Raw genomic sequence first — 23695 nt, 5'->3', positions numbered from 1 at the left:
CCGGTGCTGGTGGTCGATGATCGTGTCGGCCCAGGTCTGGGGGTCGTCGCCGGCGCCCGCGACCAGCGGGCGCCCGCTCCGTTGTTATGAATCACGGATCGGCACCGATCTCTCCTGAGAGAGCGCTCTCTCTCCTACTGGAGGTACCGTGTTCCGATCCAGACGCCCGTTATGGGTGACTCTTTCCCTGATCGCCGCCCTGATCATCGCACCGCGGGCGGCCGCGGCCGCCGACCCTCTCACGATCACCGATTTCGAGTCGGACAGCGTTCCCTCAGGCGTGTACGCCTGGGGCAACGACGCGGCCTCGACCCCCACGCTCACGACCGAGCCCGGCCCCGGCAGGCCGGGAGCCCCGGCGACCAATCGGGTGCTCAAGTCGGTCTACACCGTGACCCAGTGGGGCGGCTGGTCGCACGATCTGGCCGCCACCCAGGACTGGTCCCCGTACGAGGGCTTCTCCTTCTGGGTGAACGGCTCCGCCTCGGGCCAGAAGATCTTCTTCGAGATCAAGGACGGCGGCGGCGGGGCGGGCGCCGCCGAGCTGTTCGAGTCGTCGTTCACCGACGACACGGCGGGCTGGCGGCAGGTGAAGGTGCCGTTCGGGAGCTTCACCAGGCGCGCCGACTACCAGCCCGGCGGCGCGCCGTCCGACGGTGAGCTGGACCTGGTCGCCATGTGGGGCTACTCCATGCGGCTCCCGGCCTCCTCCCAGGGCACGCTGGAGTGGGACCAGGTCGAGCTCTACGGGACCGCTCCCCCGCGCCCGGTCAGGCTGTCCACCGACCGGCCCGTCTACCCGGTCAACGAGAAGGGCGAGGCCAAGGTCAACGTCACCGTCGCCACCGCCGACGGCCGCCCCCTGCCCGCCGACCTGGCCGTGTCCTACAGGACCGGTACGGGCACCGCGACCCCCGGCGGCGACTACACGCCCGTCGAAGGCACGCTGACGTTCCCCGCGGGCACGGCGTCCGGGGCCGCCAAGGCGTTCACGGTCAGGACGCTGAAGGACGGCCAGGACGAGGTCGCCGAGACCATCCCGATCGAGCTGTCCGGCACGGGCACCAGGCCCCCGGCCGAGGCCCCGGTGGTCGTGATCAACGCGCACGGCCTCGCCTACCTGAACCCCCGCAAGCCGGTCAAGGAACGCGTCGCCGACCTGATCGGGCGGATGACGCTCGACGAGAAGATCGGGCAGATGACGCAGGCCGAGCGCGGCGCGCTGGGCAAGCAGAGCGACATCGCCACGTACGTGCTCGGCTCCCTGCTGTCGGGCGGCGGCTCCACCCCCTCGTCCAACACGCCGCGGGCCTGGGCCGACATGATCGACGGATTCCAGCTCCAGGCGCAGCGGACCCGGCTCCAGGTGCCGCTGATCTACGGCGTGGACGCCGTGCACGGCCACAACAACCTGGTCGGCGCGACGATCTTCCCCCACAACGTGGGCCTGGGCGCCACCCGCGACCCCGACCTCGTGGAGCGGGCGGGCGAGATCACCGCCCGCGAGGTCAAGGCCACCGGCATCCCCTGGGACTTCGCGCCGTGCCTGTGCGTGTCGCGCGACGACCGGTGGGGGCGGGCCTACGAGTCGTTCGGGGAGGACCCGGCGCTGGTGTCGCGGATGGCCACGGTCATCGACGGCCTGCAGGACAACGGGGTGCTGGCCACGGCCAAGCACTACGTCGGCGACGGCGGCACCGCGTACGGCTCCTCGACCAGCGGCGACTACACGATCGACCAGGGCGTCACCAAGGTCGGCCGCCAGGAGCTGGAGGCGGTCCATCTGGCGCCGTTCGTGGAGGCGGTCAAGCGCGGCGTGGCCACCGTCATGCCGTCGTTCTCCAGCGTCGACTTCGGTGACGGACCGCTCAAGATGCACGCCCACAAGGAGCTGATCACGGACGTGCTCAAGGGCCGGCTGGGCTTCAAGGGGTTCGTGATCAGTGACTGGCAGGCCATCGACCAGATCCCCGGCGACTACCCGAGCGACGTGCGCACCTCCGTCAACGCCGGGCTCGACATGATCATGGTGCCGTACGCCTACCCGGCCTTCGAGAGCACGCTGAAGGCCGAGGTCGAGGCCGGGCGCGTGCCGGTCGGCCGGGTGGACGACGCGGTCGCCAGGATCCTGACCCAGAAGTTCCGGTTAGGGCTGTTCGAGCGCCCGTACGCCGACCGGTCGGGGATCGACGACGTCGGCTCGGCGGCGCACCGGGCGGTCGCGCGCACGGCCGCGGCCAGGTCGCAGGTGCTGCTGAAGAACGACGGCGGCCTGCTCCCCCTGCGCCGCGACGCCAGGATCTACGTGGCCGGCTCGAACGCCGACGACATCGGTAACCAGACCGGCGGCTGGACGGTCACCTGGCAGGGCTCGTCCGGGCCGATCACCCCCGGCACCACGATCCTGTCGGCCATCCGCTCCCGCGCGTCCTCCGTGACGTACTCGCGCGACGCCTCGGCCGACCTGGCCGGGCACGACGTGGGCGTCGTGGTGGTGGGCGAGACCCCGTACGCCGAGGGCCAGGGCGACGTGGGCCGCGCCGGGCGCACGCTGGAGCTGTCGGCCGCCGACCGGGCCGCGATCGACAAGGTGTGCGGGGCGATGAAGTGCGCGGTCCTGGTCGTCTCCGGGCGTCCGCTGCAGCTCGGCGCCCTGTCGGGCGTGGAGGCCGTGGTGGCCTCCTGGCTGCCTGGCACCGAGGGCGCGGGGGTGGCCGACCCGCTGTTCGGGGCGGTGCCGTACACGGGGCGGCTGCCGTTCACCTGGTTCCGCTCGGTGGCGCAGTTGCCGATCAACGTGGGTGACGCGGCTTATGACCCGCTCTGGCCTTACGGGTGGGGGCTGCGTACCGACCGGGCCCGCGACCGGCTCAAGGCGGCGCGCGACCGGCTCGCCTCCGGCGACGGCTTCTCCAAGGCCGCGTCGCTGGTCCTCACGCTGCCCGCGCGCGCCTGGAACGCCGACGGGTCCGTACGTGACGCGCGGGCCGTCCTGGGCGCCCTGGGCACGGCCGCGACGCTGCTCGAACGGTCGAAGACGGACGCGTACACCGTGGACGACGCGGTCGTGTCGGTGGCCAGGGACGTCGCGCAGAGCGCGGGCAGGCGGCCCGACCTGCAGGCGGCGGCCGACCACGAGCTGGCGGCGGGCAACCTGAGGAAGGCGGTGGACCTGCTGGCCCAGGCCGCCCGCTGAGGTCACGAGGGGCTGCTCCCGCCGGGGCGGGGGCAGCCCCTCACGTCAGGCGCGGCACAGGCAGAACGGGTGTCCGGCCGGATCCAGGAACACCCGGAAGCTGCCGTCCTCGCTCGGCTGGTGCTCGTGCTTGGTCGCGCCGATCTCGATCACCTGCTTCTCCGCCTCGTCCATGTCGACCACCGTCACGTCGAGGTGGAGCTGCTGGGGGCGCTCCGGATCCGGCCAGGTGGGCGGCCGGAAGTCGGGCGCGAGCTGGAACCCGACTCGCTTGGGAGCCCCGCCGTCGCTCACCAGCGCCCACTCGTCATCGGCATAGGTGACAGGCCATCCCAGCAGCCGGGAGTAGAACTCGGCCAGCGCCCTGGGGTCGGGACAGTCGAGCACGACAGTGCGGAACTCCGCGATGCCACTCACGCGATTCACCTCTCAGATTCGTTTTGCGGGCACGTCTTCGTTTTGCGGGCACGTACGCAGACAAGAATGGATGCCATGGCTGCCAACTCGTACATGGTGCCGCTCGGCACCCCAGCACCCGCCTTCGACCTGACCGCCATCGACGGCGGCAGTGTCTCACTCGCGGATCTCAAAGGCTCGCCCGCCACTCTGGTGGTCTTCCTGTCCAACCACTGCCCGTATGTGCGCCACATCGAGAAGGGCCTCGGCGTCTTGGCCGCCGACTACGGCGCCAGGCTTTCCATCGTCGCGATCAGCAGCAACGACAGCGTGAACTACCCGGACGATGATCCGACACACCTTGCGGAGCAGGCGGCGCGGGCCGGGTTCACGTTCCCGTACCTGCTGGACGACACGCAGGAGGTCGCCAAGGCCTACCGGGCGGCGTGCACGCCGGACTTCTTCCTGTACGACGCGCACCTGCAGCTCGTCTACCGGGGCGAGTTCGACGGCGCCAGGCCGGGCAACTCGGTGCCGGTGACCGGCGAGTCGCTGCGCGCGGCCATCGACGCCGTGCTCGAGGGCGAGCCGGTGCCCGGGGAGCAGAACCCGTCGCTCGGCTGCGGCATCAAGTGGAAGCCGGGCAACGCGCCCGCGTGACCCGGTTCCGGCCCTGCTCACCGGGCGGTGCCCAGCCGAGCAGCACCGGGACGCGGTGACGGCCGACCGACCTCGGCAAGCCGGGCTGCGGTGCCCCGCTGCCTGCCCCCGGCAGTCACCTGGTCGGCCCTGGCCGTGGGGGTGGGGGTGGGGGTGGCGGTCAAGGAGGCGTGCGAGGGCGCCGCGGCCGCGAGAGGGTGGCACGCATGTTCGCCGGGTTCGACGTGCTCGAACCCGGCGGCACCCGCGTGGCGGAGCCCGCGGGAGGCGAGTGGGCGTGCCGCTCAGGCGCCGGCGGCGCTGACGGCGGGCGGGAGGGCCAGCAGCAGTTCGTGCGGCTCGCCGCCGTCCCAGTGGCGGATCAGCTGGTTGCCCCCCTCGCCGGGGTCAAAGCTCTCGCACCCCAGGGGCCCGTAGCAGCCCGCCTGGTCCAGCATGAGGATCAGCGGATCGTCCTCGGGCAGGCTGGCCGCGTAGGCGGCGGTGTCGAGGAGAGCCAGGGCCAGCCTGGCGTTGCGACCGCCGTCCTTGGACTCCACGCGGTCGAGGCGGCGCCGGGCTTGGGCACGGAGGTACTCGGCGAGCGATTCGGACCTACTCACGACAAACCTTCTTCGATCACGTACATACGGCTACGACATCATCACGCAAGGTGACGGTTTTTCGTGGGACGTTTGCCAACTCCAGCCAGTCGCCACCCCGTCCATCACTGGCTTTGGGGCGCAGTGCATCATTTGTTGCATGAGTGCGTTCGACGACCTGTATGCCGCCAACGCGAGGTTTGCCAAGAAGTTCGGAGACTCCGGCCTCACCGGCCGCGCCGGCCGTGGGCTGGCCGTCGTGACCTGCATGGACTCCCGCATCGACCCGCTCGGCCTGCTGGGCCTGAAGCCCGGCGACGCCAAGATCCTGCGCAACGCGGGCGCGCGGGTGACGGACGACGTCCTGCGCACCCTGGTGCTGGCCGTCTACCTGCTCGGCGTGGAACGCGTGCTCGTCATGCCCCACACGGACTGCGGCATGGCCAAGGTCACCGACCCGGACGTCCACGCCCTCACCCAGGAACGCGGGGTGGACACCCGCAGCCTGGAGTTCCACACGGTCCCCGACCAGACCGAGGCGCTCCGCCACGACCTCACCCGCGTCAGGACCAGCCCGTTCCTGCCGGAGGGCATGCCGATCGCGGGAGCCATCTACGACGTCCGCACGGGCCGGCTGACGCCTGCCGCGTTCTGAAAGAATTCAGCTGACCTGAGTGGTGCCCGGTTGTGCGGCCGTACAACATGACCGGGCGCCCCCGGACCCGCCCTGGGCGCGTACGAGAGGACGCGCTTTGGGCGATCTGAGCTCTCCCCCGTCCTCGACGGCACGAGCGCGGACGGCTTCGTGAAGGCACTGCGCCGGTTGCGGTTGTGGGCGGGCTCGCCGTCGATGCGGCGTCTGTCCAGGCTTGGTGGAACCGAGGTCGTCTCAGGGACCGAAGTCGCCGTCATTCCCCCGAGCACGATCTCGTACGTGCCGGCGGGGTCGGGGCTGCCCAAGCTGCCGCGCCTGGAGTTCGTGGAGGCGTACGTCACGGCCTGCCTCGCGGCCTGCGCTTGGCCGGAGGGGGACAAACGGGAGCAGGTGGAACACTGGCGCACGATCTGGCACCAGTTATCCCTCCCATCCCCCTTCCTCAGCTCGACGTCGCCCTCGCACACACCAGCAGTCCGGAGGCGCCACAGACGCGCAGACCACCCATCCAGAACCCGGAACCCCACAACCGACCAGCCCACACGCCAAAGCCCTGGGACAACCTGTGAAACCCGCACACCAGGCAGCTAAGACGACCTGACCAGCCCGCCCCAAGGCACCCAAGTCGACCCGAGCGGCCCGCGCATCCAGAGCCCAGGACCCCCGCAACCGAGCGGGGAGCGCCGCCACTGGCGCGACCACGACCAGGTGACGGCGCCGGATGAGCATCTCACCCTGCCCCCGGCGGCGTCCGCCGACTGGGACGCCCGTACACCACGGCCCCTGAGACGACGCGACCAGCCCGCACATCGAGGCCCTTGAAACGACCCGAGCGGCTCGGACATCGTGAACCCTGGGACAACCCGAGCGGCCCGCACAAAGGCCCTGAGAACCGTCAGCGAGGAGCCCGCGGCGCGCGCGTAGCGATCTGGAGCCCCGCTCCGCGCGTCAGAGCCCCCAGAGGCCGCGCTTAGCCGCGACCCGGCGTACCGCTCCAGGAGATCGCCAAACGGCCCTGCATGGCACCTCAGAGCCGCGCGAGCATGCCTCAGGAACTCCCTTGACCGTTCACAGCGAGCTCACCAGCCACCCTGGGCACCCCGGCCGGTCTCTCCCTGGGCGCTGTGGGCGGTCTCCCAGACGCCCGCCGCGTACCCAACCTCGCCGGACGACAGAGCAGCTCCCCGTCCTCACCAGACGGCGGAACAGCTAGGCGTCCTCGCCGGACGGCGGAACAGCTAGGCGTCCTCGCCGGACGGCGGAACAGCTAGGCGTCCTCGCCGGACGGCGGAACAGCTAGGCGTCGATGTGGTCGCGGTCGACCTCGGCGGCGCTGTTGACGATGAACTCCCGCCGAGGCGCCACCTCGCTCCCCATGAGCAGGTTGAAGATGGCCTCGGCCTCCTCGACGTCCTCGATGCGGACTCGGCGCAGGACGCGGTGGCGCGGGTCCATGGTCGTCTCGGCCAGCTGGTCGGCGTCCATCTCGCCCAGACCCTTGTACCGCTGCACGGGGTCCTTCCACCGCTTGCCCCGGCGTTCGAGATCACGCAGCACCTTCTGCAGCTCGGCGTCCGAGTAGCAGTAGATGTACTTCTCCTTGCCCCGCCCGGGGTTGGTCAGCTCGATGCGGTGCAGCGGCGGCACGGCGGCGAACACGCGCCCCGCCTCCACCATCGGCCGCATGTAGCGGTGGAACAGGGTCAGCAGCAGGCAGCGGATGTGAGCGCCGTCCACGTCGGCGTCTGCCATGAGGATGACCTTGCCGTAGCGGGCGGCCTCGATGTCGAACGAGCGCCCGGACCCGGCCCCGACGACCTGGATGATGGCGGCGCACTCGGCGTTCTTGAGCATGTCGCTCACGGACGCCTTCTGGACGTTGAGGATCTTGCCCCGGATCGGCAGCAGCGCCTGGAACTCCGAGTCGCGGGCCAGCTTGGCCGTGCCAAGGGCCGAGTCACCCTCGACGATGAACAGCTCGCTGCGGTCGATGCCGTCGCTGCGGCAGTCGACCAGCTTCGCCGGGAGCGCCGAGTTTTCCAGCGCGCTCTTGCGCCGCTGGTTGTCGCGGTGCTCGCGGGCCGCGATGCGGGCCTTGGCGGCGGCGACGATCTTCTCGAGCACGGCGCGCAACTGCTGCTTGAAGCCGCGCGGCGGGTTGGTGAACAGCTCCCTCAGCTCGCGGGAGACCACGTGGGAGACGATGCGGGTGGCCGCCGAAGTGCCGAGCACCTCCTTGGTCTGGCCCTCGAACTGCGGCTCCGGCACCCGGACCGTGACCACGCCGGTCAGGCCCTCGGAGATGTCGCTGTTGGTGACGGGGTCGTCGCCGTTCTTCAGCAGGCGCGTCTCGCGCAGCAGCTCGTTGACCGTGCGCACCAGGCCGCGCTCGAACCCGGTCAGGTGCGTGCCGCCCTTGGGGGTGGAGATCACGTTGACGAACGAGCGGACGGTCGACTCGTAGCCCTTGCCCCAGCGGATCGCCACGTCGACGGTGAGCTCGCGCTGCACCTCGGTCGGCGTCATGTGGCCCTGGTCATCGAGGACCGGCACGGTCTCGTGGAAGTGGCCCAGGCCCTGCAGCCGCAGCACCTCGCACACAGCCTCGTCGCGGGCCAGGAACTCGGTGAACTCGGAGATGCCGCCGTCGAAGCGGAACTCCTCCTCGGTGCGCTCCTCGTGCCTGCTGTCGAAGACGGCCAGCGTCAGGCCGGGCACCAGGAACGCGGTCTGCCGCAGGCGCACGTGGATCTCGTCGAGCGAGACCTCGGCGTCGGGCAGGAAGATCTGCTTGTCGGCCCAGAAGCGCACACGGGTGCCGGCGACGTTCTTGGGGAGCTTGTCGCCGATGCGCAGGCCGGACTTCTTCTTGAACTTCGCGGTGGGCCCGGGGCCGTCGAAGATCCCGGGGACGCCACGGCGGAAGCTGATCTCGTGGACCTTGCCGTCGCGGTCGACCTCGACATCCACTCGCGAGGACAGGGCGTTGACCACGGAGGCGCCGACGCCGTGCAGACCGCCGGACGCGCCGTAGGAGCCGCCGCCGAACTTGCCGCCCGCGTGCAGCTTGGTATAAACCAGTTCGACCCCGGCCAGACCGCTCTTGGGCTCGATGTCGACGGGGATGCCCCGGCCGTTGTCGCGCACCTCGATGGAACCGTCGGCGTAGAGCTCGACCTCGATGCGGTCACAATGACCCGCCAGCGCCTCGTCGACGCCGTTGTCCACGATCTCCCAGAGGCAGTGCATGAGCCCGCGGCTGTCGGTGGACCCGATGTACATACCAGGGCGCTTGCGAACTGCTTCCAGGCCCTCAAGCACCGACAGGTGACGAGCCGTGTAACCCGCCTCCACTAGCGTCACTCCAGCTCCCCTGGTCTAGGCATCGAACACGTGTGCGTAGCTTACCGTTCTTCCCACACACGCGCGTACAAGCTTGCCATGCCGACACGTTTGCTGTTACCAACCGGCTGATCGTCATTACTTTGGGACACATTCCGCTCTGGGCGTAGAGAGGGGGCGGTTGGGAACGTCCACGTCCGGTTAGATGTTGTTCCAAGTGACTGACGCCAGATCCTCGCTTCGGCGGGGGTGACCCGAAAGGCGATACGTGACTGGAGCTCTCGCCCCCGTTAAGCCGCTGACGGCCCTCGACCGCTGCGACCGCTGCGGCGCCCAGGCCTACATTCGCGCGACCCTGCCTGTGGGTGGGGAGTTGCTGTTCTGCGCCCACCACGGGCGTCAGCACATCGCAGTGCTGCGCGAAAAGGGTGCCGACATCCTGGACGAGTCGGCTCGACTCAGCGAAACCCCTTCAAATGCCCCCAACGACGAGCGCTGACGCAGCGCCTGTCGTGCTGAGATAACCACATATAGCGACAACGCAGAACGGCGACCCCGGCACCGCCCGGGGCCGCCGTTCTGCGTTCAGTCACTCGGGTATGCCCGGAGACACGCCGTCATGCACGGAAAACGGGGTTAACGGGGTTTATACGAGCGGAACGGCCGGTGCACACGCAGACGTGCGACTTCGCAGGCAGACCGGCCACTTCGCAGGCAGACGCGCGACTTCGCGACGGACACGCCGCTTCGCAGGCAGACACGCCGCTTCATGAGCAGACACGTGACTTGGTAGGCACGCTGCTTCACGCTGCTTCACGGGCAGGCACGTGACTTGGCAGGCATGCCGCTTCACGCTGCTTCACGGGCAGGCACGTGATTTGGCAGGCAGACGCGCGACTTCTCAGGACGCCAGAGCCCCAGGGCGGCCACCGGGACCGATGACGACGCGGTCGTGCCCAAAGCAGCGGCCGTGCCCAAAGCGACAGTGGGCCGGTCAGCGGACCCGGTAGTGGTACCGGTCCACGATCTCGAATCCCTCACCACGGTAGAGAGCCTGCGCGGCCAGGTTCGGGGCTGTGGTGACCAGGTAGGCGGATTTCGCATCCGCATGCCGTACGAGCGCCCGGATGACCGCACGAGCCAGTCCTCGCCTGCGGGCCCGGGGCAGGGTGGCCATGCAGTAGATCCCGAGCGTGTCGCTCTGCGGGGACGCCTCGTCCCGGGGCACACCGTACGTGCCGGCCTGGGGCACGGCCCGGCCGACAGCCAGCGCCACGCCGTCCTCCTCGAACGCCGCGTACCAGGCGGGCACCCCGGTGCAGATGCGCTCCGCCTCCTCGAACCCGGTGCCGTAACGACCGTCCACGGCCCACCACGTCTCCAGCCAGCCCTGCCACGGCCGGTCCTCGATCCTCACCTGGTACGGGGGCGGAGGGCCGGCGGGCGAGCCGGCCATGATGACGGTCGGATCGACCAGCTCATAGCCTCTCCGCTCCAGCTCCTCGTCCAGCCCCGGTGTGGCGTTCGGCCCCAGCGAGAAGACGCAACGCACCCCGCGCTCCCCGTAGAAGGCCTCCGCCGCCTCGATGGCCCCGTCCAGGTCGGCGGGCTCGTCCAGAGGGAGCACCGAGTTGGCCCGCTTGGTCACGCCACCGGCGTAACGAAGCACCCATCCGTCGTGAACGCGCTGCTCATAGGCGGGCCAGGCCTCATGGACAAGGAGGTCGAAATTCACCCGCGCAGCCTAGCCGACCTCCGAATACGCCTACCCTCCTGCCTGCCGGGCGCCGGTTGCCCGGGCTGAAGCCTCCTCAGAACGCTTCAACAGCGTGCTGCGGGGCCCGGGCCCACGCCAGAGCGGGACTTGCCGCCATGCCGGGAGCCTGGGACCGAGGCCGACGATTCAGCGAAGAACGTGGCCCAGGGGGCGCCGTTGCGGCGGCCGGCCATGTCCACCCGGTGAGCGTCACCCTGGACAGGGCCCGGCCATGGTCGGCGGGTGGTGCCCCCTTGGGCCACCGTAAAAGATCGTGACGGGGACGGCGGGAGAGCCTCCGACCAGGAGCAATAAGGTAAGGGGTTGTGCTGATCCTGTTGCCGCCGTCCGAGGGGAAGGCGCCCGAAGGCAGCGGGCCGCCCGTCGGCGAGCTGTCCTTCCCCGCCCTCGACAAGGCCCGCAAGCGCGTGCTGAACGCGCTCGTACGGGCCTCCAAGCGCCGTGACGCCCTCGACGTGCTCGGCCTCACACCCGGGCTGGCGGGCGAGCTGGTCAAGAACGCGGCCCTCAAGACCGCCCCCACCCTGCCCGCCGCCGATCTCTATACCGGCGTCCTCTACGACAACCTCGGGCTGGGCACCCTCGACGACGAGGCGCGGAGGCGGGCGGAGGAGTCGGTGCTGATCTTCTCCGGCCTGTGGGGTGTGGTGAGAATCACAGATCTCATCCCGCCGTACCGGCTCTCGATGGGCGTCAATCTCCCGGTTCTCGGCGGGCTGGCCCCGTTCTGGCGTCCGTTGATCGCCAAGGAACTGGACCGGGTGCCGGGGCTGGTGGTGGATCTCCGTTCGGCCACGTACGCGAGCGCCTGGCAGCCTGGTGCGCGGTCTGTGACGGTACGGGTGTTCCGGGACGGCAAGGTCGTCAGCCACATGGCCAAGGCGACCCGGGGCGAGATCGCCCGAGCCCTTCTGCGGCACGACACCACCCCGGACACCCCTGACGAGTTGGCCAAGACCCTCGATGCCCTGGGCTACACCATCGACCTGGCCGAGCCCGCCCGCGCCAACCGCCCCTGGACCCTCGACGTGCACGTCACCGACCCGGCGTAAGGGTCGCGGGCGCGGCTACTGCCCATCGCCGGGAGCCGTTCAAGGGCGGGCCTGCCCTGGTGATGCCACCTCTCGACGGTGACCGTCCGTAGCAACGACCCTCAGGCGGGGGTACGTCTCCACGAGCCGTGCCACAACGGGCGGGGCGGGGCGGTGGGCGTGCGGTGGAGGTGCTGGCACTGCTGACCGTCGCTGACGCGGGGGCATACATCCGGGCTCGGGCGAGGCGCATGCGCCTGAGCCCGGGCGTGTCGGAGGCGCGTTGCGGGCTGCGGGCCACGATCGTCGGTGCGGCGCCTTGAGCGTTTCGATCGGTCACAGGCTGCCCGGGCGTGTCGGAGGCGCGTTGCAGGTTGCGGGCCACGATCGTCGGTGCAGCGCCTTGAGCGTTTCGGACGATCACGGGCCGCCCGGGCGTGTCGCACGATCGCGGGCTGCCCGGGGCGTGGCGGAGGCACATTGCGGGCTACGGGCCCAAGTCGTCGGTGCAGCGCCCGAGAGTTTCGCACGATCACGGGCCGCCCGGGCGTGTCGCACGGCCGCGACGCTGGATATGCGCGGCGTCAGCCATGCGACCGGGGCGCCCCGTAGTGCGGTGGGGAGCGACGGGAGCGCGACAGAGCCGCCCGTGGTGCCGTGGGGCGGCGGTAGTGCGACATGCCATCGACGCTGCAGCGGCGGTCCCGTCGGGGTGTGACGGCGTGTCGATGGTGTGACTGAGGCGTTGGGGACTGCGAGAAACCACCGACGGCGCAGCGGCGGCGCCATCGGCCGGTGCGGAGGGGGCGGGGTGCAACCGAGGTGCCAACGGCCGGTGTGGTGGGGCGGAGGCGGTGGCGCAACGGCGGTGTCATCGGCCGGTGCAGTGGGCGGTGGAGGCGCAGCTGAGGTGCCAACGGCGCGACGAGCGACCATGATCCAGCGGCGGTGTCATCGGCCGGTGCGGTGGAGGCGCAGTCGAGGTGCCAACGGCGCGACAAGCGACCATGACCCAGCGGCGGTGCGGGGAGTACGGCATGGCCGTCAGCGGTCCGGCGCGGCGTGCAGCAGAGCCGTCGGCTGGGTGGCGGGCGTGCGGCAATGCCGTCGGCTGGATAACGGGCGTGCGGCAGAGCCGTCAGCTGGGTGGCGGGCGTGCGGCAATGCCGTCGGCTGGATAGCGGGCGTGCGGCAGAGCCGTCAGCTGGGTGGTGGCGGGGCGTGAGACCAGGGCCGTCAGCGGTGTGGCAGATGCGGAGTGGGATGGTGGGTGGGAATGCCGCCGCCCCGCGCGGAAGGACCGGGCGGGGCGGGGGATTCGTGCGGGTTAGTCCAAGTAGTCCCGGAGGACCTGGGAGCGCGAGGGGTGGCGCAGCTTGGACATGGTCTTCGACTCGATCTGGCGGATGCGCTCACGGGTGACCCCGTAAACCTTGCCGATCTCGTCCAGCGTCTTCGGCTGCCCGTCGGTGAGACCGAAGCGCATCGAGACGACGCCCGCCTCCCGCTCCGACAACGTGTCGAGAACGGAGTGCAGCTGCTCCTGGAGCAGCGTGAAGCTGACGGCGTCGGCTGGGACGATGGCCTCGGAGTCCTCGATGAGGTCGCCGAACTCGCTGTCGCCCTCCTCACCCAGCGGGGTGTGGAGAGAGATGGGCTCACGGCCGTACTTCTGGACCTCGACGACCTTCTCGGGCGTCATGTCCAGCTCGCGGGCCAGCTCTTCCGGCGTGGGCTCGCGGCCCAGGTCCTGCAGCATCTGCCGCTGGACGCGGGCCAGCTTGTTGATCACTTCGACCATGTGGACCGGGATGCGGATGGTCCGCGCCTGGTCGGCCATGGCACGCGTGATCGCCTGCCGGATCCACCACGTGGCATAGGTGGAGAACTTGTAGCCCTTGGTGTAGTCGAACTTCTCGACGGCCCGGATCAGACCCAGGTTGCCTTCCTGGATCAGGTCGAGGAAGAGCATGCCGCGGCCGGTGTAGCGCTTGGCCAGCGAGACCACGAGCCGGAGGTTGGCCTCCAGCAGGTGGTTCTTGGCCCGGCGACCGTCCTCGGCGATCCACTCCAGCTCGGCCTTGACGTCGACCGGCAGCCCTTCGGTCTCCCCGCCGCCGAGCTGCTCCTCGGCGAACAGGCCCGCCTCGATGCGCTTGGCGAGCTCGACCTCCTGCTCGGCGTTGAGCAGGGGGACCTTGCCGATCTGCTTGAGGTAGTCCTTGACCGGGTCGGCGGTGGCGCCGGCGGCGGCCACCTGGGCGACCGGGGCGTCATCGTCGTCGTCGGACAGGATGAGGACCTCGTCCTCGGTCTTCGCGGTCGCGGCGACCTCGGAGGGCTTGGGCTCGGCCTCGGTGTCGTCCTCAGACTCGTCGTCACCTTCCGAGTCGGAGTCCTCGGCCACGATCTCGTCGTCCTCGACGTCGATGTCCTCGAGGTCCTCCAGCTCCACGTCGCCGTCGAGCTCGATGTCCTCGTCGTCGTCGCCGTCGGCCCGGGACTCGGGCTTCGGCTTGGTCTCGGCAGGCCCAGCGCTCTTCGGCTCGGCCTTCTTGGCGGCGGCGGGTGCCGCGGCCTTCTTCGCCGCCGGAGCGGCCTTCTTGGCAGGGGCCGCCTTCTTGGCGGCCGGCTCGGCTTCAGTGGTGCCCACGACCGCGGTCACGGTCTCGGGCTGCTGCTCTTTGGCGGCCGCTGCCGTCTTGGTCTTGACGGGGGCAGCGGTGCGGCGCTTTGCTGGACCACGAGACTTCTTCGGCGCAGCCGAATCCGCGGCGGTCACGACCACGGTCACGCCCTCTTTGCTGAGGTTCCGCAAGAACGCGGCGGCGTGCGACATGGGGATGTCCGCCTCCTCAAAGGCCTGACGGACATCCTCAGACTCGAGGAAACCCTGCGAGCGCCCACGCTCGAGCAGTCGCTGAATGACGGGCTCGTTCAGCTCTTGTGGCTTCGAGCGAGTCGAACTTGCAGGCGACACGAACACCTCTCGAACGAACGCGTGGCGACTATGGACCCAGATGCCCGCTGGGGGGCTGTTGCCTCTCTCGGAGATCGGTGAGGCCGTGCGGACCGCGACGGACCTGCACAGCATTCTGGCACGACCCCGCGCTCCGTACGGCCACCTCCCGGCGGTTGACCTCCACCCTAGGCCGACCGAGACAGTAGTGCGTACGTAAGCGGGGCACTGATACCCGAAAGCAACCGTTATGACTGTTTCATTCAGTCACTCTTCGTGGCTGGCGGGACGTGAATTGCTAGCGCGGTAACGTCATCATCCTGTTCATATCCAGACAACATCCGGTCAACCAGGAAGTCCAGCAACATGTGCGGACTACTCACAACTTCAGGCGGAGCTTCGGTCACAACACTGCAAAGGTCTGCCAATCCGGCATCCAGCCCGCGCTTCCTGTTCTCGACGAGACCGTCGGAGTAGAGCACGGCGGTATGGCCGGGCGGCACCACGAACCGGAACTGCCTGCGGCTGGTCGGCCAGCCTAGCGGAGTGCCGGGCTCGCCGTCGCACAGGATCGCCGTGCCCTGCGGCGAAACCAGGACGGGCGGCGGGTGGCCGGCCAGGGCCAGAGTGCCCTCGCCGGTGACCGGCTCCACGACCATGTACGCCAAAGTCGTGACCTGTTCTTCCTCTTCCGTGGCCTCGAAGACCCGGTCGAGCCCCGTCAGCACGGCCGCGGGCGGCGGGTTGGTCAGCGCCAGCGCCCGCATGGCGTTGCGGATGCGGCCCATGCCCGCCGCGGCCTTGACGCCCTTGCCCATGACGTCGCCGACGACCGCCGCGACCCGCCCGTCCTGCAGGACGAACGCGTCGTACCAGTCGCCGCCGACCTGGACGTGGCGGCTGCCCGAGCGGAAGCGCTGGGCCAGCACCAGGCCCTTGATCACGGGCAGGCGGTCGGGCAGCAGGCTGCGCTGCAGCGTCTCGGCGGTGCGGTGCTCACGCTCGAACAGCGTGGCCCGCTCGACCGCCAGCGCGCACTGGCCGGCCAGCGCCTCCAGGAAGACGCCGTCCTCCTGGGAGATCTTCACCGGCCTCGTGAAGGAGAATCGGAGCGCTCCCAGAGCCCTCCCCGCCGCCAGCAGCGGCAGGCCCACCCAGGCCCGCTCGTCGCCGTGGGTGATGAAACCGGCCAGGATCTCCTCGTCGTCGCCCGCCTCGAGCAGCTGGGCCTTCAGCGACTCGGGCGACTCGGCGAAGACCGGGCGGCGGCTGTTGACGGCCATGGTCATCACGTTGGAGTGGGACAGCGGGATCTCGTCACCCGTGATCCCGGAGGCCTCCATGATGCCCTCGCCGTTGATCAGCTTGAGCGCCGCGCGGTCGGGGTCGAGCAGCGCCACGGCCGAGCGGTCGGCGGCCAGGGCCGTGCGGCCCACGTCGATGATGACCTGCACCACCTGCTCGACCGTCAGGGCCTCGGCCAGCTGGGCGGTGGCGCCCTGGAGCCGGGCCGTGCGCAGGGCGGCGGCGCCGAGCTGGTCGGTCAGCCGGCCGCGCATCTCCTCGGCCTCGCGCTGCGGGGTGACGTCGGTGTTGGCGCCGACCCACTCGACGACCCGGCCGTGCCTGATGATCGGCACGGCCCGTACCTCGAAGTGTCGGTAGCCGCTGGCCCGGGTGCGCACGCGGTAGTTCCACTCGAACATGGTGCGCCCGCGCAGCGCCTCCCTCCAGGCCTCCTCGGTCTGCTGGCGCTCCTCGGGGTGGACGACCTCCAGCCAGCCGTTGGCGAGGTATTCCTCCAGGCCCTGGCCGGTGATGGCGCGCCACTGGGGAGCGTCCTCGACGACCGCGCCGGTGGGGGAGGTGATCCAGACGAGCTGCGACTGGGCCTCGACGAGCGAGCGGTAGCGCTCCTCGCTGCGGCGCAGCGCCTCCTCGGTCTGGCGGCTCTCGGTCACGTCGAGCCCGACGAGCGCGATCGCGCGCAGCTCGCCCGCCGCCTCGTCGTGGACCGGCGAGAACGACAGCGACCAGTGCCTGGTGTCGCCCTCCGCCGTCCGCACGCGTACGCGGCCCTCGGTGACGGGCGCGTCGGTCTCGATGACGGCCTGCACGGCGTGGGTGATGATCTGACTGAGGTCGGCGGCCAGCACCTCGACCGGCAGCCTGCCGGCCATGCGCTCGGCGGGCACGTTGACGACGTCGCTGAACACGTCGTTGACCCGCTGGATGCGGCCGTCGCCGTCGAAGAACGCGAAGGCGAACTCGGCCTCCGACAGCATGCCCTTGAACAGAGCGGAGTCCGAGATGTCCACATCCGACTCCCGGGGACGGGGAACGGAGGTCTCGGCACTCATGGTCCGCACCTCCGTCGCGTGCCAGGGTCTCCCACGCGGCACATCTCCATAACTGTGTATCGGCGTAGCGCAGCTCCGGGCGACCGGATTCTGCAGTACATCATCGGCGATGGGCATGTGTGGACGGAAGCCCCCGTCGCGGCCCGGTCGCCTTTAGGGTCTACGCATCCTGTCAAAGTCGCTCCACATTGCGCAGCAAGATCAGGTTACAGCGCTCGATCGCCGGGGCCGAGACCCCGGCCCCAACTACTTCGCCGCGCGCTTCGCCTCCTGCTTGAAGGCGCGCACTCGGGCCAGGCTGTCGGCGTCGACCACGTCGGCGACCGACCGGCTCGACCCCTCCTCGCCATAGTGTCCGGCCGCTTCCCGCCAGCCCGGCGGCTGGACCTCCAACTGCTTCCCCAGCAATGCCAGAAAAATCTGGGCCTTCTGTTTGCCGTATCCCGGCAGGGCCATCAGTCGTTTCAGCAACTCTTTGCCGTCGGCGGCGTCTGCCCACAGCTTCTCCGGCTGACCGTCATAGTGCTCGACGAAGTAGGCGGCCAGCTGCTGGACCCGGGCCGCCATGGACTTGGGGTAGCGGTGCACGGCCGGCTTCTCGGCCAGCAGCGCCGCGAACGCCTCCGGGTCGTAGGAGGCGATCTCCCCGGCGGTCAGGTCGTGGCCCAGACGCTGGGAGATCGTGTATGGCCCCGTGAACGCCCATTCCATGGGGATCTGCTGGTCGAGCAGCATGCCGACGAGCAGGGCGAGCGGGCTGCGGCCGAGGAGCTCGTCTGCCTCGCTCCGCTGGGCGAGCTGGATGCGCATGGAGACAGCTTCGCACGAATGGGCACCGGGTGAAGTGAACACAACCGCCGCGGAGCCTTGACAGCCGCCCGAGAAAAGGTGAAATGAGAGCGCAAGTCGCCCTGCCGACATTCCTGGGGGTTTGCCCCCTGGTCTCCAGAGGAATCTCACTTCTATGCTCGCTCTGGCCACACGGTTCCTGCGGGAGCCGGTCAGCCTCAGGCTGGCCGAAGAGTTCCTGACCGTGCCCGTGGACACGATCGACCGCTGCGTGGCCGACGTGTGCGCGTGTGCGCAGCATCTCGGCGTCTCGGCGACGCCGGAGATCGTGGAGCGCATCGCTCGCGAGCACCTGCTCGCGATCGTCAACTCAGCGCCTCCGCCCCGAAGTTCCCGGTAGACAAACAAAAGCCCGGAAGTCGAGTTAAGTCCCATCCAGAAGTCCCCGATAACATCGGGGTCACCAGGCCGAGTTCTCCGCACCGTTTGCGCCTGGAATACGAGAGAGTGAGGGTGTGCGCCGACACCGACGAGATCCCCGGGAGAGCACCCCGCCAGACGACGTGTTCAAGGAGATGGTGCAGGCGGCTCGCGAGCTGCTCGCCGTACGCACCCCTCTGGACGCGGAGCTGATGGTCTCCGACATGATCGGGGCCTGGTGGGGCAGGCGGGTCAGGGGCGGCGACGTGGAGCAGGTGCTCGGGGAGGGGCTGGTCGACTACGCCGCCAAGGCCGGCACGCCGGCCTCGCTGACGCTGCTCATCTGCCTGGCCTATCTGGGCACGGCCCGCCAGGGCGCCAAGGCCGAGGGCGCGGCGCTGGCCATGATGGAGTCGGGGGTGGCCAGGCCTGGCTGGGCCGACCGGGTCGGCGCGGTCAAGCCGGCGGGCTGTTACGTCTCCCGCGACTCCTACGGCGACCAGGACACGGTGATCTGCACCTTCGCCTACCGCTGGGACGAGGACTCGCTGCCCGTCGACCGGCACGCGCTCGTCATGGTGGTCGACTACAACATGAGCGGCATGGCCCGGGACGCCTGGGTGTCCTCGCAGGTCGACAAGCTGCTGGAGCAGGCCAGGGCCGAGGCGGCGGGCAATCCGCTGCTGCTGTTCGAGGAGATCGAGCCCGAGCAGGCCAGGGCGCTGCTGGAGTCGGCCATGAAGGCCACCAGGGAGCCGAAGACGCCGCCGCCGGTGAGCGACAGCTACAGCGCCTACCACGCCTTCGCCCGCGCCAGGCTCAAGGCGCTGCCTCCCGGGCGCAAGCGTCCGGCGCCGCGGCACACCGAGGCCCCGTACAGCAGGGAGCGGCGGGCCATGCTGGCGGCGGAGTTCCTGGCGTCCGACGCGGCCGAGCACCTGTCCGACCCGTCGGCGGCCTCGCGCTGCGCCGACCACATCATCGACTACGGCTGCGACCAGGACTTCAACCGCCCGCTGCGGGTCAGCCCGACCAAATGTGAAACGTTCCTGCTCGACTGGCTGCCGCGCAAGGTGATGCTGAGCGTGGCCGAGCAGGAGGCGATGCCGCACGTGCTGTCGGCGTGGGTGCGCTTCGCCGCCCACCGCACGGGCCTGCCGGAGCAGGGGCTCAAGGCCACGCTGGACGCGGTGTGGGAGGCGATCGGCAAGTTCCCCGAGGCCTACCGGGACCCGACGTCCTTCGGGCTCGACCGGCCGCTGCTGGAGCGGCTGCTGCCGGACGGCGACCTGTCGGCGCTGGCCAGGCGGGTCTTCGCGTTCCCGTACCTGCAGGGTGTGCACAACGGGATCGAGCTCGACAAGCTCAACCCCGCCGACCAGGCGGACCGGCGCACGCTGCTCGAGATCGACCACGGCGACGCGATCGACCAGGAGCACCTGGCCTGGCACGAGGAGATCGCCACCCGGCTGTGGGAGGGCGACCCGCCGCAGCTGTGGGAGGCCGCGCAGCGCCTGCTCGACCTCGGCCACGACCGCCACGACGTGCTCCACGTGCTGATCGAGATCGCCGAGCGGATCGGCGGCGACCCCGACGAGTTGGCGGCGGCGCTGGACGACATCGCCGACATCCCGGACGAGTTCTAGGAACGGTCCCCGCGACGGGCCGCCGGGCGTGGATCGCCGTAGAATTTTCTTCTATGGCGATGTACACCCGCTTGACCGAAGGGCGTTACCGGGCCTCCGAGCACACGCAGGGCCCGTGGGACCCGCGTACCCAGCACATGGGCCCGGTCACCGCCCTGATCGTCCACGAGCTGGCCCAGACCGCGCCGCGCCCGGGCCTGGAACTGTCCAAGCTCGTGGTGGACGTGTTCGCCCCGGTGCCCGTGGCCGAGCTGGAGATCACCACCGACGTGACCCGCGACGGCAAGCGCGTGCAGTGCCTGTCGGCGAGCGTGTCGTCCGGCGGCCGCGAGTACGCCAGGGCGAGCGCCTGGCGCATCCGTACGGCCGACACGCCCGCCTCGCCGGTCCCCGGGCCGCCGGGGCCGGTCCCGCCGCCCTCGGAGGAGGTCGCCGGCTCGTGGCTCGGCTCGGGATTCGGGTACGGCCGCGCGCTCGACTGGCGTTTCGCCGAAGGCGGCCCCACGCGGCCCGGCCCCGCCACGGTCTGGGGCAGGTTCACGGTCCCGCTGGTCGAGGGCGAGGAGTTCACCCCGATGGAGCGCCTGGCCGCCTTCGCCGACAGCGGCAACGGCGTCAGCGCCGCCCTCGGCTTCGACACGCACGTGTTCGTGAACGTGGACCTGACCATCTCGCTGTTCCGCGCCCCCGAGGGCGAATGGATCTGCATGGACGCCGCCACGGTCGTCGGCCCGTCCGGCAGGGGCCTGACCCGGTCCACCCTGTTCGACGGGACGGGTGAAGTCGGCACGGCGATCCAGACGTTGTTCGTCGCACCGAGATAGGCGCCGAGATAGCCTCTACTGCCATGGTGATCGACCTCAACGCCGACCTGGGTGAAGGGTTCGGCGTCTGGCGGCTGGGCGACGACCTCGCTCTGCTCGACATCGTCACGAGCGCCAATGTGGCCTGCGGTTTCCACGCGGGCGACCCCGTGACGATCAGACGCACGTGCGCGGCGGCCGTCGACCGCGGGGTGACGATCGGCGCGCAGGTGTCCTACCGCGACCTGGCCCACTTCGGGCGCAGGGAGATGGACACCGAGCCGGAGGAGCTGTGCGCCGAGGTGCTGTACCAGCTCGCGGCCGTGGACGGCATCGCCAAGGCCATGGGCGGCCGGGTCTCGTACATCAAGCCGCACGGCGCGCTCTACAACCGGATCTGCCGGGACGAGGTGCAGGCGGCGGCGGTGATCGACGCGGTGGCCGACTACGACCCCTCGCTGCCGGTGCTCACGCTGCCCGGCTCGGCGGTGCACGCGGTGGCGGCCGCCGCGGGCGTCCCGACCGTGAACGAGGCGTTCGCCGACCGCGCGTACACCCCCGAGGGGAGGCTGGTGTCGCGCAGGGAGCCGGGCGCGGTCATCCACGACCCCGCCGCGGTGGCCGACCGAGCGTGCCGGATGGCCGTGCAAGGCTCCGTGACGGCCATCGACGGTAGTTCTGTCCCGGTTTCGGCACGTTCCATCTGCGTGCACGGGGACACGCCCGACGCCGTCCGGCTGGCGCAGGGGGTGCGGGACGCGTTGCTGGCGGCCGGAGTGGTCCTGCAGGCGTTCGCGTGATCCGGGCGGCCGGGGAGCACGGGCTGCTCGTGGAGACCGGCTCGCTGGAGCTGTCTCACCGGCTGGACGCGGCGCTGCGGGCCGATCTGCCGGCCGGGGTGGTGGAGATCGTGCCGGGGCCGGAGACGGTGCTCGTGGTGGCTCCTGGGGCGGATCAGGCGCGGCTGCGGGCGCTTCTCGCGGACATCGTCGGCCGCGAGCGGGACAGGGCCGGTGCGCGGGCGGCCGAGGGGGAGGTCGTGACGATTCCCGTCGTCTATGACGGGGCGGATCTCGATTCCGTGGCGGCACTGGCCGGGATCCCGGTGGACGAGGTGGTCTCCCGGCACTCGGGGCGGGAGCTGGTGGTGGGCTGGCTGGGGTTCGCCCCGGGGTTCGCCTATCTCACGGGGCTGGATCCGGTGCTGGAGACGCCCAGGCTCGACACGCCGCGCACGTCGGTGCCGGCCGGGTCGGTGGCGGTGGCGGGGCCGTACTCGGCGGTCTATCCGAGCGCCTCGCCGGGCGGGTGGCGGCTGATCGGGCGCACCTCCGTGCGGGTGTGGGACGTGACGGCCGACCCGCCGTCGCTCTTCAGGCCGGGCATGCGCGTACGATTTCAACCCACATGATCGAGGTGATGGCGGCGGGGCCGTACGCGACCGTCCAGGATCTGGGGCGGCCGGGCCTCGCCCACCTGGGGGTCCCCCGCTCGGGGGCGGCCGACGCGCCGAGCCTGCGGCTGGCCAACAGGCTCGTGGGCAACCCGGAGGGGCTGGCGGGGATCGAGCTGACGTTCGGCATGGCGCGGCTGCTGTTCCATGACGGGGCCTGGGTGGCGCTGGCGGGCGCGCCCGTGGACAGCGCGGCGGGGATGGGGGCGCCGTACTGGGTCGCGAAGGGCACGGAGCTGCGGCTGGGCATGCCGGAGTGGGGGCTGCGCACCTATGTGGCCGTGCGCGGCGGGATCGCAGTGGAGCCGGTGCTCGGCAGCCGCTCCACCGACTCGCTGTCCGGGCTGGGCCCGGAGCCGCTGCGGGCGGGCACGCTGCTGCCCGTCGGGCGGCCCGAAGGCGTGATCTCCGTCGACCTGGCGCCGCCGCCCGGGCCCCGGCCCGCCGTGCTGCGGGTGACGCCGGGGCCGCGGGACGACTGGTTCGTGCCGGACGCGCTGGCCGAGTTGTGCGCGCGGCCGTACTCGGTGAGCCAGGACAGCAACCGCGTCGGGGTACGGCTGAGCGGCGCCGAGCTGGTCAGGGCCAAGGAGGGGGAGCTGCCGAGCGAGGGGATGGTCACCGGGGCGATCCAGGTGCCGCCGAGCGGGCAGCCGATCGTCTTCCTCGCCGACCACCCGCCGACGGGCGGCTATCCGATGATCGGCGTCGTACGCGAGGCGGACCTGCCGGTCGCCGCCCAGCTGCGGCCGGGCGACGAGGTGCGGTTCACAGTTCGACCTGCCCGGTGACGCAGGTCAGCACTGAGCCGCCCACCCACACGTCCCCCTCGGCGTCGGTGGAGATGTGCACCCGGCCGGAGAAGCCCAGCACCGTGCCCTGTCTGGCCACGTACGGGGCCTTGGCCCGGCCCGAGCGCAGCAGCCACTGGGCCATGGAGGCGTTGAGGCTGCCCGTCACCGGGTCCTCGATGGTGGAGCCGTGCGCGTGCGTGAACGCCCGGACCTCGAAGTCGTACGGCCCCCCTTCGGGGTAGGGGCCCGCCACGCCCACGTAGTTGGGGACGAGGCCGGGGCGCAGCGCGAGCACGGACTCGGCGTCCGCGAGCAGCACCGCGATCCAGCCGGGGCCGTTGTCGGCCCACTCCATGTCCACGATGTCGGCCCGCCCGATCCCGAGGGACTCGGCGATCCGCCCGGCCAGCGGCTCCTCCACGGGACCCGACCGCACGAGGGGCGGCGCGTGGAAGGCCAGTCCGTCGCCGGTCCCGCGTACCCGTACCAGCCCGGCCGCGCACTCCTGGACGATCTCTCCCTCCTGGCGCGGCACTCCCCCGGCCTCCAGCCAGGCGTGGCAGGTGCCGAGGGTCGGGTGCCCGGCGAAGGGCAGCTCCACGGACGCGGTGAAGATCCGCACCCGGTAGTCGGCCTCGGGTGTGGTCGGCGGCAGCAGGAAGGTGGTCTCGGCCAGGTTCGTCCAGGTGGCGAACCGCTGCATCTCCTCGGTCGTCAGCCCCTGACCGTCGAGCACGACCGCGAGCGCGTTCCCGTGGTACGGGGTGGTGGTGAAGACGTCAACCTCGGTGAAAGGGCGCAACATAATTCGGAGTCTCGCAGACAGGTCTTTT

Annotated in this window: 19 protein-coding genes; 11 read left to right on the top strand and 8 right to left on the bottom strand. The window is 70.6% G+C overall.

The window, feature by feature from the left end:
- Nucleotides 1-175 precede the first annotated feature (175 nt).
- Nucleotides 176-3196 (top strand): glycoside hydrolase family 3 N-terminal domain-containing protein, encoded by a 3021-nt coding sequence (locus AB0L65_RS43930; protein WP_364258812.1) that lies wholly within the window; start codon nt 176-178, stop codon nt 3194-3196.
- Between the two features lie 45 nt (nt 3197-3241).
- Here AB0L65_RS43930 and AB0L65_RS43925 read toward each other — a convergent pair whose 3' ends face one another.
- On the bottom strand, nt 3242-3613 hold the full coding sequence (locus AB0L65_RS43925) for a VOC family protein (protein WP_364258809.1): 372 nt from the start codon (nt 3611-3613) through the stop codon (nt 3242-3244).
- Between the two features lie 75 nt (nt 3614-3688).
- On the opposite strand from AB0L65_RS43925, the gene AB0L65_RS43920 reads away from it, so the two are divergent.
- Nucleotides 3689-4252: a thioredoxin family protein gene (locus AB0L65_RS43920; RefSeq protein ID WP_364258806.1), complete on the top strand. Its 564-nt coding sequence runs from the start codon at nt 3689-3691 to the stop codon at nt 4250-4252.
- A gap of 284 nt (nt 4253-4536) precedes the next feature.
- On the opposite strand, the gene AB0L65_RS43915 is transcribed toward AB0L65_RS43920, so the two are convergent.
- Nucleotides 4537-4854: a hypothetical protein gene (locus AB0L65_RS43915; RefSeq protein ID WP_350739125.1), complete on the bottom strand. Its 318-nt coding sequence runs from the start codon at nt 4852-4854 to the stop codon at nt 4537-4539.
- 139 nt (nt 4855-4993) lie between these two features.
- Here AB0L65_RS43915 and AB0L65_RS43910 point away from each other — a divergent pair, with 139 nt between their 5' ends.
- Nucleotides 4994-5488: a carbonic anhydrase gene (locus AB0L65_RS43910; protein ID WP_364258802.1), complete on the top strand. Its 495-nt coding sequence runs from the start codon at nt 4994-4996 to the stop codon at nt 5486-5488.
- Nucleotides 5489-6784: 1296 nt separating this feature from the next.
- On the opposite strand, the gene AB0L65_RS43905 is transcribed toward AB0L65_RS43910, so the two are convergent.
- Nucleotides 6785-8851, bottom strand: coding sequence for a DNA topoisomerase IV subunit B (locus AB0L65_RS43905; protein WP_364258799.1), 2067 nt, complete (start codon nt 8849-8851; stop codon nt 6785-6787).
- A gap of 247 nt (nt 8852-9098) precedes the next feature.
- On the opposite strand from AB0L65_RS43905, the gene AB0L65_RS43900 reads away from it, so the two are divergent.
- Complete coding sequence (locus AB0L65_RS43900; RefSeq protein WP_364258796.1) at nt 9099-9329, top strand: hypothetical protein; 231 nt, start codon at nt 9099-9101, stop codon at nt 9327-9329.
- A 495-nt stretch (nt 9330-9824) separates the two neighbouring features.
- Here AB0L65_RS43900 and AB0L65_RS43895 read toward each other — a convergent pair whose 3' ends face one another.
- Complete coding sequence (locus AB0L65_RS43895) at nt 9825-10565, bottom strand: GNAT family N-acetyltransferase (RefSeq protein WP_364258794.1); 741 nt, start codon at nt 10563-10565, stop codon at nt 9825-9827.
- A 347-nt stretch (nt 10566-10912) separates the two neighbouring features.
- On the opposite strand from AB0L65_RS43895, the gene AB0L65_RS43890 reads away from it, so the two are divergent.
- Nucleotides 10913-11659 carry a peroxide stress protein YaaA gene (locus AB0L65_RS43890; RefSeq protein WP_364258791.1) on the top strand — a complete coding sequence of 249 codons (747 nt, stop codon included), beginning with the start codon at nt 10913-10915 and terminating at the stop codon, nt 11657-11659.
- Nucleotides 11660-12965: 1306 nt separating this feature from the next.
- Here the strand turns inward: AB0L65_RS43890 and AB0L65_RS43885 are convergent.
- The 3 genes from AB0L65_RS43885 to AB0L65_RS43875 form a co-directional block, all read right to left on the bottom strand.
- Complete coding sequence (locus AB0L65_RS43885) at nt 12966-14618, bottom strand: RNA polymerase sigma factor (RefSeq protein WP_364258788.1); 1653 nt, start codon at nt 14616-14618, stop codon at nt 12966-12968.
- A gap of 242 nt (nt 14619-14860) precedes the next feature.
- The gene (locus AB0L65_RS43880; RefSeq protein WP_355204572.1) at nt 14861-16957 is read right to left on the bottom strand and encodes a SpoIIE family protein phosphatase; all 2097 of its coding nucleotides are present in this window, start codon (nt 16955-16957) and stop codon (nt 14861-14863) included.
- 246 nt (nt 16958-17203) lie between these two features.
- Nucleotides 17204-17767 carry an HhH-GPD-type base excision DNA repair protein gene (locus AB0L65_RS43875; protein WP_350739143.1) on the bottom strand — a complete coding sequence of 188 codons (564 nt, stop codon included), beginning with the start codon at nt 17765-17767 and terminating at the stop codon, nt 17204-17206.
- Nucleotides 17768-17921: 154 nt separating this feature from the next.
- On the opposite strand from AB0L65_RS43875, the gene AB0L65_RS43870 reads away from it, so the two are divergent.
- The 6 genes from AB0L65_RS43870 (at nt 17922) to AB0L65_RS43845 (ending at nt 22859) form a co-directional block, all read left to right on the top strand.
- Nucleotides 17922-18146 carry a hypothetical protein gene (locus AB0L65_RS43870; protein ID WP_185078019.1) on the top strand — a complete coding sequence of 75 codons (225 nt, stop codon included), beginning with the start codon at nt 17922-17924 and terminating at the stop codon, nt 18144-18146.
- Nucleotides 18147-18321: 175 nt separating this feature from the next.
- Nucleotides 18322-19812 (top strand): hypothetical protein, encoded by a 1491-nt coding sequence (locus AB0L65_RS43865; RefSeq protein WP_350739327.1) that lies wholly within the window; start codon nt 18322-18324, stop codon nt 19810-19812.
- A gap of 53 nt (nt 19813-19865) precedes the next feature.
- The gene (locus tag AB0L65_RS43860; protein WP_364258785.1) at nt 19866-20636 is read left to right on the top strand and encodes a thioesterase family protein; all 771 of its coding nucleotides are present in this window, start codon (nt 19866-19868) and stop codon (nt 20634-20636) included.
- Between the two features lie 23 nt (nt 20637-20659).
- Nucleotides 20660-21415, top strand: coding sequence for a 5-oxoprolinase subunit PxpA (locus AB0L65_RS43855; RefSeq protein WP_364258782.1), 756 nt, complete (start codon nt 20660-20662; stop codon nt 21413-21415).
- Nucleotides 21412-22026, top strand: a complete 615-nt coding sequence (locus AB0L65_RS43850) for an allophanate hydrolase subunit 1 (RefSeq protein WP_364258779.1) — start codon at nt 21412-21414, stop codon at nt 22024-22026. Before AB0L65_RS43855 ends, AB0L65_RS43850 begins: the two co-directional genes overlap by 4 nt.
- Nucleotides 22023-22859: a biotin-dependent carboxyltransferase family protein gene (locus AB0L65_RS43845; RefSeq protein ID WP_364258776.1), complete on the top strand. Its 837-nt coding sequence runs from the start codon at nt 22023-22025 to the stop codon at nt 22857-22859. The genes AB0L65_RS43850 and AB0L65_RS43845 overlap by 4 nt, the downstream gene beginning before the upstream one ends.
- Here the strand turns inward: AB0L65_RS43845 and AB0L65_RS43840 are convergent.
- The gene (locus AB0L65_RS43840) at nt 22837-23667 is read right to left on the bottom strand and encodes a PhzF family phenazine biosynthesis protein (protein ID WP_364258774.1); all 831 of its coding nucleotides are present in this window, start codon (nt 23665-23667) and stop codon (nt 22837-22839) included. The genes AB0L65_RS43845 and AB0L65_RS43840 overlap by 23 nt on opposite strands.
- Between the last annotated feature and the right edge of the window lie 28 nt (nt 23668-23695).

The organism is Nonomuraea sp. NPDC052116 (assembly GCF_040680035.1).
In the GTDB taxonomy this organism is placed as follows: domain Bacteria; phylum Actinomycetota; class Actinomycetes; order Streptosporangiales; family Streptosporangiaceae; genus Nonomuraea; species Nonomuraea angiospora_A.
The sequence above is the reverse complement of the archived record's forward strand: the minus strand, read 5'-3'. Positions and strand labels throughout refer to the sequence as shown.

What these genes read in the sequence shown, in the direction of transcription:
- AB0L65_RS43920 (WP_364258806.1), top strand. Translation starts at nt 3,689, where the DNA reads ATGGCTGCCAACTCGTACATGGTGCCGCTCGGCACCCCAGCACCCGCC.
- AB0L65_RS43910 (WP_364258802.1), top strand. Translation starts at nt 4,994, where the DNA reads ATGAGTGCGTTCGACGACCTGTATGCCGCCAACGCGAGGTTTGCCAAG.
- AB0L65_RS43880 (WP_355204572.1), bottom strand. Translation starts at nt 16,957, where the DNA reads ATGAGTGCCGAGACCTCCGTTCCCCGTCCCCGGGAGTCGGATGTGGAC.
- AB0L65_RS43875 (WP_350739143.1), bottom strand. Translation starts at nt 17,767, where the DNA reads ATGCGCATCCAGCTCGCCCAGCGGAGCGAGGCAGACGAGCTCCTCGGC.
- AB0L65_RS43870 (WP_185078019.1), top strand. Translation starts at nt 17,922, where the DNA reads ATGCTCGCTCTGGCCACACGGTTCCTGCGGGAGCCGGTCAGCCTCAGG.
- AB0L65_RS43865 (WP_350739327.1), top strand. Translation starts at nt 18,322, where the DNA reads ATGGTGCAGGCGGCTCGCGAGCTGCTCGCCGTACGCACCCCTCTGGAC.
- AB0L65_RS43860 (WP_364258785.1), top strand. Translation starts at nt 19,866, where the DNA reads ATGGCGATGTACACCCGCTTGACCGAAGGGCGTTACCGGGCCTCCGAG.
- AB0L65_RS43855 (WP_364258782.1), top strand. Translation starts at nt 20,660, where the DNA reads ATGGTGATCGACCTCAACGCCGACCTGGGTGAAGGGTTCGGCGTCTGG.
- AB0L65_RS43845 (WP_364258776.1), top strand. Translation starts at nt 22,023, where the DNA reads ATGATCGAGGTGATGGCGGCGGGGCCGTACGCGACCGTCCAGGATCTG.
- AB0L65_RS43840 (WP_364258774.1), bottom strand. Translation starts at nt 23,667, where the DNA reads ATGTTGCGCCCTTTCACCGAGGTTGACGTCTTCACCACCACCCCGTAC.